General features: G+C 35.8%; 11 protein-coding genes and 5 pseudogenes. 15 read left to right on the top strand and 1 reads right to left on the bottom strand.

Annotation, left to right across the window (positions count from 1 at the left end; translation table 11 throughout):
- Window positions 1–149 precede the first annotated feature (149 nt).
- The 13 genes and pseudogenes from ACVC9U_RS09605 to ACVC9U_RS09545 form a co-directional block, all read left to right on the top strand.
- Window positions 150–584, top strand: a complete 435-nt coding sequence (locus ACVC9U_RS09605; RefSeq protein WP_075754472.1) for a DUF2243 domain-containing protein — start codon at window positions 150–152, stop codon at window positions 582–584.
- A gap of 277 nt (window positions 585–861) precedes the next feature.
- Window positions 862–1,038 carry a hypothetical protein gene (locus tag ACVC9U_RS09600; protein ID WP_167564593.1) on the top strand — a complete coding sequence of 59 codons (177 nt, stop codon included), beginning with the start codon at window positions 862–864 and terminating at the stop codon, window positions 1,036–1,038.
- A gap of 202 nt (window positions 1,039–1,240) precedes the next feature.
- Window positions 1,241–1,777, top strand: coding sequence for an SMI1/KNR4 family protein (locus tag ACVC9U_RS09595; RefSeq protein ID WP_081379942.1), 537 nt, complete (start codon window positions 1,241–1,243; stop codon window positions 1,775–1,777).
- A 152-nt stretch (window positions 1,778–1,929) separates the two neighbouring features.
- Complete coding sequence (locus tag ACVC9U_RS09590) at window positions 1,930–3,840, top strand: T7SS effector LXG polymorphic toxin (protein ID WP_075754474.1); 1,911 nt, start codon at window positions 1,930–1,932, stop codon at window positions 3,838–3,840.
- The gene (locus ACVC9U_RS09585; RefSeq protein WP_026579690.1) at window positions 3,837–4,286 is read left to right on the top strand and encodes an SMI1/KNR4 family protein; all 450 of its coding nucleotides are present in this window, start codon (window positions 3,837–3,839) and stop codon (window positions 4,284–4,286) included. The genes ACVC9U_RS09590 and ACVC9U_RS09585 overlap by 4 nt, the downstream gene beginning before the upstream one ends.
- 190 nt (window positions 4,287–4,476) lie before the next feature.
- Window positions 4,477–4,545 carry a hypothetical protein gene (locus tag ACVC9U_RS09580; RefSeq protein ID WP_075754714.1) on the top strand — a complete coding sequence of 23 codons (69 nt, stop codon included), beginning with the start codon at window positions 4,477–4,479 and terminating at the stop codon, window positions 4,543–4,545.
- A gap of 14 nt (window positions 4,546–4,559) precedes the next feature.
- A pseudogene (locus ACVC9U_RS09575) lies at window positions 4,560–4,982 on the top strand (SMI1/KNR4 family protein).
- 29 nt (window positions 4,983–5,011) lie between these two features.
- Window positions 5,012–5,149: pseudogene (locus ACVC9U_RS09570) on the top strand (hypothetical protein); the annotation flags it as partial.
- A 1-nt stretch (window position 5,150) separates the two neighbouring features.
- Entirely contained in the window at window positions 5,151–5,585 is a 435-nt protein-coding gene (locus tag ACVC9U_RS09565) for an SMI1/KNR4 family protein (RefSeq protein WP_075754476.1), read from the top strand.
- A gap of 45 nt (window positions 5,586–5,630) precedes the next feature.
- On the top strand, window positions 5,631–6,101 hold the full coding sequence (locus ACVC9U_RS09560) for an SMI1/KNR4 family protein (protein ID WP_075754478.1): 471 nt from the start codon (window positions 5,631–5,633) through the stop codon (window positions 6,099–6,101).
- 89 nt (window positions 6,102–6,190) lie between these two features.
- Window positions 6,191–6,764, top strand: a pseudogene (locus ACVC9U_RS09555) (SMI1/KNR4 family protein).
- Window positions 6,765–6,952: 188 nt separating this feature from the next.
- Window positions 6,953–8,206, top strand: a complete 1,254-nt coding sequence (locus ACVC9U_RS09550; protein ID WP_075754480.1) for an MFS transporter — start codon at window positions 6,953–6,955, stop codon at window positions 8,204–8,206.
- A gap of 99 nt (window positions 8,207–8,305) precedes the next feature.
- Window positions 8,306–8,857: pseudogene (locus tag ACVC9U_RS09545) on the top strand (response regulator aspartate phosphatase); the annotation flags it as partial.
- Here ACVC9U_RS09545 and ACVC9U_RS09540 read toward each other — a convergent pair.
- Window positions 8,850–9,028 (bottom strand): annotated as a pseudogene (locus tag ACVC9U_RS09540) (DUF8096 family protein). The pseudogenes ACVC9U_RS09545 and ACVC9U_RS09540 overlap by 8 nt on opposite strands.
- A gap of 432 nt (window positions 9,029–9,460) precedes the next feature.
- On the opposite strand from ACVC9U_RS09540, the gene ACVC9U_RS09535 reads away from it, so the two are divergent.
- Window positions 9,461–9,817: a hypothetical protein gene (locus ACVC9U_RS09535; protein WP_075754505.1), complete on the top strand. Its 357-nt coding sequence runs from the start codon at window positions 9,461–9,463 to the stop codon at window positions 9,815–9,817.
- A 52-nt stretch (window positions 9,818–9,869) separates the two neighbouring features.
- Window positions 9,870–10,760 (top strand): hypothetical protein, encoded by an 891-nt coding sequence (locus ACVC9U_RS09530; RefSeq protein ID WP_075754507.1) that lies wholly within the window; start codon window positions 9,870–9,872, stop codon window positions 10,758–10,760.
- The last annotated feature ends 4 nt before the right edge of the window (window positions 10,761–10,764 follow it).

Raw genomic sequence — 10,764 nt, 5'->3', positions numbered from 1 at the left:
ATGAAGACACCTTTTCGGATCAGCTTTTTAAATACTTATATGGTAAAAAGAGGATAATCGCTTTCGGGAGAGAATGTAAACATAACCGGTTTGATCTTTTAAGCCGGCGGGTACATAACAGATTAGCAAATAAAAGGAGGACAAATCATATGAGAAACAAAAAAGCGTTTTGGGGACCTTTTCTGTTCGGTGTGGGTATCATCGCCATGATCGACGGCATCGTTTTTCACCAATTGCTTCAATGGCACAGCGTGTACATGGACACAGACCGCTCTCACCAAATTATGAGCGACGGACTGTTCCATCTGTTTTCGCTCGTCATCCTTTTTATCGGCGGGATCCTGCTGTGGAACAGAGGTGACCTGAGCAGCAGCCGGCCGCAGCACATCTTTTGGGGAGCCTCTTTGCTGGGGGCGGGCTGGTTTAATTTCCTTGAGGGCATCATCAATCATCATCTTCTTCAGATTCACCACGTCAACCCGCTAAGCCCGAACCGCCTCTTATTCGACCTTGCCTATGACGCATCAGGCCTTTTGATCATTCTGGCCGGATGGCTGATCTACAGAAAAGGCAAACAAAAATAAATAATTGGTTTGACCGCACAATTATTTCTCGGGAAAGCGCAGGTTTCAACAAGACCTGCCCTGTTTTTGTCAAAATTTGAAGAAATAAAAAAACTCCATTTTAAAAATTGATGTGATCAGTAACCGCCGCTTGAGTAAGTCGTTTTATGTAAACAAGTTTTTAAAATGCGGCAAAGTGCAACTGTTCACATCAAGCAAAAAAGGGGTTCAGATATTCAATGGAAAAAAAGTGTTCATATCGTTTGACTGGCATCTTTTAAGAGGAGGTTTATATTAAATGTTAAGTGTGCTGCTGCCTAATTTGCTTATCCTTTCTGCTATCATTTTATTTTTATATTACATGATCGTATTGATAAAGGAAAACAAGATAAATCGCAAACAAAACGAAGAAACTCAACAGTTGCTTAGGGAGATATTAAAGGAAGTGAAAAGCAAAGATTTAGAGCAAAAATAAAAGATATTATATTTCTGGAGTGATTTAGTTGTGCTTCAGAGGAAACATTTGAGGATAAGACTGCACCGTGAAAGTCGGGGTGAGATTTGCAAGGAGGCTATTTCATGCAGCTATTGGTTTGCTGCAGTTTACCCCTAAACCTTTAAATAAAAATAACCTTAATTTTTGGATATACTTAATAGAAACTTATGATGATTACGGAATCCCGAGCAATTTGTTTCCTCTACAAATAGAGGTGCATGGAGTCATTAGGAGCCTTGGCTCTGAAGGTGAAATTACAGATGCTCTTGTCACATTCTCTGACAGCGGAGCTTCCCAAAACGATATACGCGCTTTCGAATCACATCATCAATTAACTCTTCCTGATGATTATCAAAAATTCTTAACTTTACATAATGGGGCTAGAATTTTTGATATTCTTTTAGATGGAGTGAATATTGGCGGAGGTCTGCATTTATTTAACCTCAACGAAATCGACACAGAACTAAAAGATGAAGAATTGTATGAGGATGTTAGCGGTATTCCAATTGGACATTTGCTGGAAGAGTGCGACCTAATGATTGACAGAGACAGGCTCAAGGAAGGAGATCCCAACTACCTTTATCTACTTGAGGATGGTCTTGAGTATAAGCCTCTCGATTTAAATTTTGAGATATTTTTAGACCGATATGTTATGTGTCATGGGCAGCCATTTTGGGAGTGGAGATATTACACAGCGGAAAATTATTATAGAACATGACGATCGGATTTCTGGTCGTCTTTTTTGAATAGGTTTTTTATCCTAATTCCAAGGATTCATTTTCATGGATGATCAGGATTTATTCCCCAATTCCCTTCTATAAAGTGGTAAACTCTAAAATGATTGTAACTTTAGTATTAGAGGAGAGTGCCATGAAGACTCTGGATGTTCAGGCGCTGCACAAAGCCATTGATCAAACCCTGGAACAATTAAAACAACAATCAGACGAATTTGCTCAAGTCAAAAAAAGCGTTGAGGATATCGCATCACTTGATGATGCTTTAAAGGGAAAAGGCGGAGACGCAATTCGTGCATTTTATAAGGAGTGCCACACTCCTTTTCTACAGTTCTATGATACTTTTATAGAGGAATACAGTTCCACGCTGAAGAAATTGAAAAGCGCACTAAATTCTCTTGAACCAAACCACAACGGATTTATTTCGCAAACCTTCCTCGAACACGAACTGGAGAATGGCTTAAATGCTGCTGATCGAACAACCAAGCATTTGGTTTCCAAGACCAACGCTACAATTGCGAAGGTCAGCCATATTGTCGATTTGCCTGATTTGAATGACAGCGATTTTCATGAACAAAATCGAAAAGCATTAAAGGAAATCAGTCAGACAATTGAAAAGCTGTACACTTTTGATCGCGAACAAACAAGCGCTCTTAAAACCGCTGAAAACGACCTGGAAACGATGCAGAGATACATAAGCAGGCTTGAAAAAATGTATACAGGCCCTAAAATTGAAATTACCGGCTACCAAAAAGGTTCGATTTTAAAACCGGATGAAATGGATGCTTTGCGTGGTGGACAAGACACAGCGATGGGCGTCATGTTGGATAAGCTGGATAAGAGATCGAAGCTCGAAAAAGAAGTTAGCGAAGTTAGCAAACAGGATAATAAAATTTCTAAACTAAAGAAGAAGCTTGATGATTACAATTTTTCAACAGCTTCAGAGTTTTATGAGATGGCCACGGAAATTGGCTACGAAAACCTTTCCCCTTGGCAACAGCGATATTTCAATCAAATTGAAGGCGCTCGTAATTTTGGCAACGCAATAAAAGGAAGTGCTGAAGGACTTAAAAATGCAGCCGTCGACACTGCTGTAGGCCTATGGGACATGGTCGTTCACGCAGACGAAACGATTGAGGGCATTAACTTTACGCTTCATCATCCTGATGTCACATTCAATATTATAAAAAAGGGAATTGAAGACTCGTATCAGCGAGATGTCGTCAATGGTGATTCTTACACCCAAGCCAGATGGTTTAGCTATGCCGTTGGAATGGTCGGGACATCGATTGTCGGCTCTAAAGGCGTTGACAAAGCAGCAAAAGCTGCCAAGGCGGGGAAGGTAGGGCAAGTCGCTGCCAAAGCAACTAAAGCTTCTAAAAAAGTATCGAAACAAGCTTTTGAAAAAAGCGTAGCGTCTTTCAAGAAATCGATGCAAAGGGTTGCTTCAAACATAAAAGGGATTCAAATACACAACCCTTTTGCGCCGCAAGTTCAGTTTGCTGGCGGAGGTAAAGTTCCTTATCATGCACTTAATGGGGAGCAAATAAAAGACAGTCTTATTCAGTTTGCGAAGAAAGTCTCTGATATAAGCAGAAAACCGTTTACAGGTGGTAAAATCTCAGTACCATGGTTAAATAAAGAGAAGTACAATGCAGTTGAAGTTAAAGGTAAAGTAAAACCAAAAGGAAACTTAAAAGATGTTGACAGAAGAATTTATCAACTTAAAAACATTGACTTCAACATGAAGCATCCAAATAAAAATATAACTAATTTAGAATTAATGAAAAGCGGAAAAGCGCCCATAGGGGAAGATGGCAAACCAATTAATTTACATCATTTAATACAAAAAGAGCCAGGTACGATGTTGGAGATTCTTCATACCACTCATAAAAAATACCATAAAGTACTACACCAATTAGTGGAGAAGGGGGATAGTTTTAGAAATAATCCTGAACTGCAACAACAATACGATAGTTTCAGAAGAAAATACTGGATGTGGAGAGCTGAACAATATGAAAAGAGCTTGAAAGGTGGATCTCAATGAATACTAAGGAATTAATTATAGACTTTATAAACAAACATGCTACTCCCCATGATTTTACAGGAGGAATTAATGAGGAAAAAATCAAAAAAATTGAAAATGACTTACAAACCACTCTTCCTGAAAGTTATAAATGGTTTTTAAGAAACTATGGCTCAGGCGGCTCTTTTGGCGTCGAAATATTGGGTCATGGACTTGTATCCCCTGAAGTCGTAGAGTTCACCAAAGACTATAGGGAGCTCTATGACTTACCAAATCACATTGTAGTAGTCGTTGATGTAGATGCATTTGCTTATTGCTTAGATACACAAAAAATGGATAACGGAGAATGTCCTGTAGTTACATGGGTTTATCAAAGCGGATATGATCACCAAAAGGCTCCTAACTTCCTTGAGTTTTTATGGGAATATTTAAATCAAGCTAAAGAAGATTGGTACGAGGAAGAATAATATATTAAATCTCAAGCACTTAATCTTTGATTGAGTGCTTTTTTGTTTAAATCGAGAAAAATCCGATGATGATGGTCATCATCTTCACATAAGGAGCGAGCGTCATGGTTGAAATCATAGCCACTACACGATGAATACAAAAAGATTTTACATGGATTAAAAAAATGGTGATAGTTTTAGTAATGATAAAATATTAGACAAACAATTCAATAACTTTAGAATAAAATATTGGAGCTGGAGAGCGGGGAATAATGACTGAGGTGAGAATTGAAAATGAATGCTCAAATTTCAATGATGATAAATGCATATGTAGAAAAAGGTGATTTTTTCGGAGCAATACCCGATGAAGATATTTCGAGGGCTGAAGAAAAACTAGGGTGCAAATTTCCACGGCAATATAAAGAGTTTGTTAAAGCATATGGCTCAGGAGGTATATGTGGGGTTGAGGTCTTAGGAGTAGAGGGGAATTGATATGCTTCAGTAGTTGATGCTACCGAAAGATTTAGAAATTTTGGTCTGCCTGATAAATACTTAGTTATTGAAAATGTGGACGAATTTGTTTATTGTCTCAATACTGAAGAAAATCACTGTGTAATAAGGTGGGATGCCATAAGCAAAAAGAAGATTGAAAGATATTCTAATTTTGATGAGTATTTACAAGACAGTTTTCAAGAAGCAATAGATAACTGGGATTAGAAATCGTATCATGGCCAGTTAGAAGAACACATCATATAATTGAAAATAGCTTTCGCGGAGAACATGAGTGGTGGAATATACCCCCTGCTAAATTTCCAAATGAACATCAATCTGGTATCCATGGTACAGGGTCACCTGCGAATAAATTATTTAAAGGGGGTAAATAAAATGAAATACGATTTTATTAAAGATTATCAAGAAAATCAATTTTATCCGGTAAGTGAGGAAGAAATACAAGAGGTAGAAGAAACATTGGGATTAAAGATGCCTATTGAATTACGGAAGTTTCTATTGGAAGTAGGGTATGGTTTTCTAAAAAGATCAGAATATAACATCAATCGGATTATGGGGCCATCTTCAATACGAGATGCTAGATTGAAAACTAATGATTTTGAATTTTATCCTGACATCGAAGTTTATGAGGATCTTGAAGAAGATAAGTTAATATTTTTTGAGGCGAATGAAAGTGCGTTATTATTAATTGAATTAAGTGAAGAGCAAAACAATCCAATTTATTATGATGATATAAAGATAGCAGATTCATTGGAAGAATTTCTAATTAAAGTTATGGACGACGACAAATATTATATTGTTTTAGCTTAACGAAAAATGGGAGTTGAAATTCCCCCTGGCAGAGGATATGAAAAAATGGATTATTCTAAGGTGGAAAAATTCATAAAAGAAAAAGACAACAAAGATCATGCGACTTTTACTGGAGGAGTTTCTGAAGAAAAAGTTAAAATTATTGAAAACGAACTTAATGTCGATCTTCCAGAGAGTTATAAATGGTTTTTAAAAAACTATGGCTCAGGTGGAATTTCCGGTGTGGAAATAATCGGATATGACCTTGAGGGGGCCTATGTTGTAGAGCAAACTGAAGATTATAGGAAGTATTATGATTTACCTGATGGGATAGTTGTAATAGAGTATGTTGACGAGTTCTCCTATTGCCTCGATACAAATAAAATGGAAGACGGAGAGTGTCCTGTAATTGTATGGGCTAATGATGCAGGTTACGGAGATGTAGTTGCAACTAATTTTCTAGAGTTTTTCATGGAAGATCTTAAGGAGTCTAAAGAAAATTGGGAAGAAGACGAAGATTGGGACGATGAAGAGTGATCAAAACAGCCTCATCCTTATTAGAGGGTGAGGTTTTTGCTTAGTTCCTACTGTAGGTTTAAGTATCAGATTTGAGAGGAGGTCATTTAATGAGTTTTGAAAAGATTGAACAAAAAATGAAAGAGTTTTCAATTAATATAAATGAGGATTGCAATAATAATTCTAATATTGAAATTGAAGATCTTGAAAAGAAGCTTGGTAAAAAACTTCATTCAAATTATAAAAAGTTTTTAGCTAAATACGGAGGATGTTCATTAGAGTAGAAAAACAAACGATGACGTGGAGTTTGATGTTTGTTATAGACCAATTGAAAAAGATCCATGGATGGGGATAAATGATGAGACACAATTATTAGAGTCCTTTTACGGCTTGCGAAACGATATTGACAATATCATGGATATCATTGAAACATATTCTGATCGATTTCCTGAAACAATCATTGCAATTGCTGGTTCTCCCGGAGGGAATGAAATTTGTTTAGATTTAGACAATGGCAAAGTATTATTTTGGGATCATGAGCTTAGAAACCCAGAAAAAGATTTTTATCTTATAGCAAATTCTTTTGAGGACTTTATTTTAAGTCTGGAGGACGAACTAATTGAACCTTATGGAGACGAGGGAATTGTTTCTATTTGGTTAGATGATGAATTATTAAAAGATTGATTTAACACCTGCAAACAAGCTCTCTGTAAAAGAGAGCTTTTTAAGAGGGTAATGAAATCTTTCCCTTTTTTACCTTAATGTTTCTTAAATTATTCCTCTCCTACATTGACCAAGAAACCAAATATAGGATATGCTTTGGTGAGAGCCTGTAAAAATGAGGGATTTTTGTAAGGGGGATTTTTTGAGGAATGAATAGTGGCTCCACTGTGTGGCAAAGAAATTTTTCCTTTCTGTTTGTCTCTAAAATGGTGAAAATAACCGCAGACAGCTTTGCTTTTACTTCTATTTTGTGGTTTCTCATTTTAGATGGAAAAGGGGCTGTCGGAACAGGTATGCTAATAGCTGTCACCCTTCTTCCACAAGCTTTAATAGCACCGTTGATTTCACCTTTTATGAAGCCAAAAACTCTTAAGTTCTGGATGTTCTCCGCAGATATAACAAGGGCTTCATTGATGCTGATCATTCCAATTTTTTATTTTAGTGGATTTTCACCATTATGGTTCATTATTTCACTAATGCTGATGCATTCGGCAACTGGGGCTTCTTATGATCCTGCATCCATTTCCATGATTCCGCAAATTGTTAAGAATGAACTTATTCAAAAAGCTAATGCCACCATAGAATCTTCAGCCCAAATTGTAAAATTGGTCTCGTTAATGGTTTGCGGTATATTGATTGCCGTAATAGGCGCTGCTTATACAATGCTTATTAAATTTCCATTTTACATCGCTTCAGCCTGTTTAGTTCTGTGTATTAAATATAGCTTGAAAGAAGAAGGGGCTGAGGAACAGAAACCAAAAGGCGCTTATTTCAAAAAGCTAAAAAGAGGTTTTGTACTTGTTCGAAATCATCATATTTTGCTTCCGCTAGCCGTATACTGCATTTTGTTGAATATCGGTTCAGCTCCTTGGGAGGCGCTTTCAGCGATCTATCTTTCAGAAGATTTAGGCGGCGGTTCGGTCATTCATTCTTTCATAAGAGTAGCAACAGCTACCGGAGCCTTTTTAATGGGGTTTATCTTAACTAAAGTAAGAGTGAACCGATACGGACTATTGTTTGTCTCCGCTGGAATTATAGAAGGAATTGCACTTTTCATTACAGGAATGAATTCAGTCTTGTTGCTACTTCTTCTCGCAGCATTTATTTTGGGGGCTACCATTAGTGCCATAAACGTACCTGAACACACCATTATTCAAACCTCAGTTGCAGATGAAGATCAGCCGCAGGTATTTGCTGTTATTAGAATGATCTCTCATGTGATGGTACCATTAGGGGCTTTAATTAGCGGCTATGCAGCTGCTGCCTTTGGTGCAGGAAAAGTTATCGCTTTCGGCGGACTGATTGAAATTCTAGCTGGAATTGCGATATTAACTCTTACGAAACTAAGTAAAACCAATCGTTCAGACATGATAAGGGGTAAAGAAGAAAGCTTAAAAATGTAAGAAAATTCACACATTCAAAATGCCGAATATTTCAAAATGATTAAATAAGCTTCCAAGAGTCAAGTATCAGAAAAAATAGAGAAGAAAGGGGTTTTTATTTTGGTAGATAAAAGCGTAATACCTTATGATCTAGTGGCAACGAAAATGAATTATTGGTATGTAGCTCTTAAAAATGACTGGGTTGATGAAGCTGAAAAAATGAAATCTGAGGTTAAACAAGAGATCGCTATTATGGAAGAAAATCAGGATGTCCTTATATATTTTTCATTGCTTGAATTCCGTCATAAGCTGATGTTGGATTACATTTGTCCGGAAGCAGCAAAAGATATACAGGTTCATTATGAAGAGTTAAGGGAAAAGACTAAAGGCGGGAAAAATTTGAATGGTATGCTCGAATATTATTACTATTTCTTCACAGCAATGTATCATTTTAGACAGAAAGAACTTCTTCATGCTTTGGCTTACTACCAAAATGCCGAAAATCAGTTGAATTCATTTGAAAGTGATGATGTTGAAAAGGCAGAATTTTATTTCAAATTGTCAGAAATTTATTACTATATGAAGCAAACATATTTTTCAATGTATTATGCTAATCATGCATATAAGATTTATTTAAAACAGCCAACATATGGAAGAAGAGAGGCTAAATGCCCTTCTTCATCCCGCAGCGTCGACATTCACGCAGGAATATACGTCTTTAACAGAGCTCTTGAACAGCGTATAGTCGCAATTGTCGCAGCGGCCGTAATGTACATCAGCATACACTTTATAATCGTACACAGTGGATGTGTCATATCCTTTTGTTTCAAACTCTTTCTCCATTAAATCACCTTCAGATATAAGTTTCGACTTTACGATGATTTAATCTTTTTGGTGCGATGAGCGCAGGGATAGGAATCATATTATTTGTTTCTCATTTTGGCCAATAATTCTTTCCTTTGTTGTATAATGGAACCAAAACACTGGTTTCGTATGTCTTACGTTTTAGTTTCTTAAGTGCCCATTGTTTAGACGACTCGAAAATAGGTTCATACTTTGGTTTTGGCGAAAGGGGAGCCTAATAATGAAAATGGATGAGAAGAGGAAAGAGCTTCAAGAAAAATATAGGGAGGAAATGTAAAAGAAGAAAAATCACAAAACCTATACTATCGAAACAATTATTGTAATAGCAATTGTTCTGTTGTTTATTGCTTTAAATTTAATAATTGATGAATTTTAGCTCTAATCATCATTTTACGTATAGAAGGGTTAATTTTGGTACTCAAAGAAAGAGGGCAAATAGATCAAGAATTTGGTGCTGAAGAAATCGCTGATTACTTAAGATTAAGAGGCTTTAAGCCGAAAGTAGATGTAATGCATTTTGGAGACCATTCCGGGGGAAGCATTACCTTTTGGTACAGGCTCAGAAGGTATTATATAGCCCTTGTTCAGTTCGATAAACCAGGAGATAAAGATCCATTAAGCAGCAAAAATGGTTTTACTCAATTAGGAATGGATTCTAAAGGACGAGCAGAAGAGATAATGATGCATTTGGTAGCATATTTTAAAGGATGGTATCGTACAAATAAGGAGCCATTCCCAAAGGAAGAAGAATGGCTTAACTTACAATGAATGCGAATAAAAACCATCGTTTTATCTAGATATTAGAAAGGTTAAAGATATAATGAAAGTAAACACTAAAATCTCAATAATTAATTGGTTCATCAGATTAAAACTACCAATAATAACAATTGTCACCCTGTTGCTAATCTATTTATTAATAGTTAGGTTGCTCCCTACATTACATGTGCAATTTTCTTCAATTAATAATATTTTAAACAATTCAAGTGTAATCGGATTGTTAGGTGTTCTTATAGGGAGTGTATTATCTTTAGTAGGAACTTTTCTATTAAATTCCCATCAAGTTAAGATAAAGGGTATTATTACACGAAAGAATGTTATTTATTCTCCATTATATGATGAACTAACAAAATTTTATTCGGAGTTAAGGAAAATTAATTATCCTCAAAAAATAATTACTAAACAAATTGATCTGGAGTTGCTTCGATATCAAGAAACAGTTCCTTGTTTTACGGCTTGGAATAGAATAATGTCTGATGTAAGAGGGATAGAAGTACCATTACATATTAAAAAGTACTTTAATAAGTTAATAAGTAAATCTAATAATTATATGTTTTGTATAGATGATATAGAAATAGAGGCCAAGTTAAAAAACGTTCTACTCCATGAAGAAAAAAATCAGTTTTTTGAGGAACGTTTAGAAAGGAACAGAAATAGCATACAGCAGCGAATTATGACCGACATTTTATTAAATGATTCAACATTTGATAGTTCATTGTCACCTATATTCTTTCTTGGAGATGAGGATTTGAAAAATCAAATGATGGGAGAAATTAAACAAATTTTAATTGAAAGTAAAAGTTTAGCTTCTGTGTTAAGAATTAAAAAAGAATATGAAGATCTTAAAGAGTACACAGCAGATCTTACACTAGGAATAGCAAAAGTAATAAATTTTATACAGATAAGATATGAAAATAAAAGTCGATTAATATAAGAAC

This window comes from Bacillus sp. GM2, assembly GCF_056155945.1.
This window is presented reverse-complemented; position numbering and strand designations above follow the sequence as displayed.

What these genes read in the sequence shown, in the direction of transcription:
- ACVC9U_RS09585 (WP_026579690.1), top strand. Translation starts at nt 3,837, where the DNA reads ATGAATACTAAGGAATTAATTATAGACTTTATAAACAAACATGCTACT.
- ACVC9U_RS09565 (WP_075754476.1), top strand. Translation starts at nt 5,151, where the DNA reads ATGAAATACGATTTTATTAAAGATTATCAAGAAAATCAATTTTATCCG.
- ACVC9U_RS09550 (WP_075754480.1), top strand. Translation starts at nt 6,953, where the DNA reads ATGAATAGTGGCTCCACTGTGTGGCAAAGAAATTTTTCCTTTCTGTTT.
- ACVC9U_RS09560 (WP_075754478.1), top strand. Translation starts at nt 5,631, where the DNA reads ATGGATTATTCTAAGGTGGAAAAATTCATAAAAGAAAAAGACAACAAA.
- ACVC9U_RS09590 (WP_075754474.1), top strand. Translation starts at nt 1,930, where the DNA reads ATGAAGACTCTGGATGTTCAGGCGCTGCACAAAGCCATTGATCAAACC.
- ACVC9U_RS09605 (WP_075754472.1), top strand. Translation starts at nt 150, where the DNA reads ATGAGAAACAAAAAAGCGTTTTGGGGACCTTTTCTGTTCGGTGTGGGT.
- ACVC9U_RS09530 (WP_075754507.1), top strand. Translation starts at nt 9,870, where the DNA reads ATGAAAGTAAACACTAAAATCTCAATAATTAATTGGTTCATCAGATTA.
- ACVC9U_RS09600 (WP_167564593.1), top strand. Translation starts at nt 862, where the DNA reads ATGTTAAGTGTGCTGCTGCCTAATTTGCTTATCCTTTCTGCTATCATT.